Genomic DNA, 223 nt, shown 5'->3' on the forward strand with positions numbered 1-223 from the left:
ACGTGGCCGGCAACACCCACAATGCCGCGGCCTTCACCTTCACCCTCGACACCGCGACCGCGGCACCCGTGGTTGCCCTGGCCCACGACAGCGGCTCCAGCGGCAGCGACGGCATCACCAACGTCGGTACACTGGCCATCAGCGGCGCCGAAACCGGCGCCACCCTCAGCTACAGCACCGACGGCGGAACCACCTGGAATAGCAGCTTCAGCGCCGTCGAAGG

General features: G+C 68.6%; 1 protein-coding gene. It reads left to right on the forward strand.

The features are described from left to right. Positions 1 to 223, forward strand: a 223-nt coding sequence (locus H3H39_RS27560) for a hypothetical protein (RefSeq protein WP_182157716.1), incomplete at both ends; no start/stop codon positions are given.

This window comes from Rugamonas apoptosis (assembly GCF_014042355.1).
GTDB lineage: Bacteria > Pseudomonadota > Gammaproteobacteria > Burkholderiales > Burkholderiaceae_D > Rugamonas > Rugamonas apoptosis.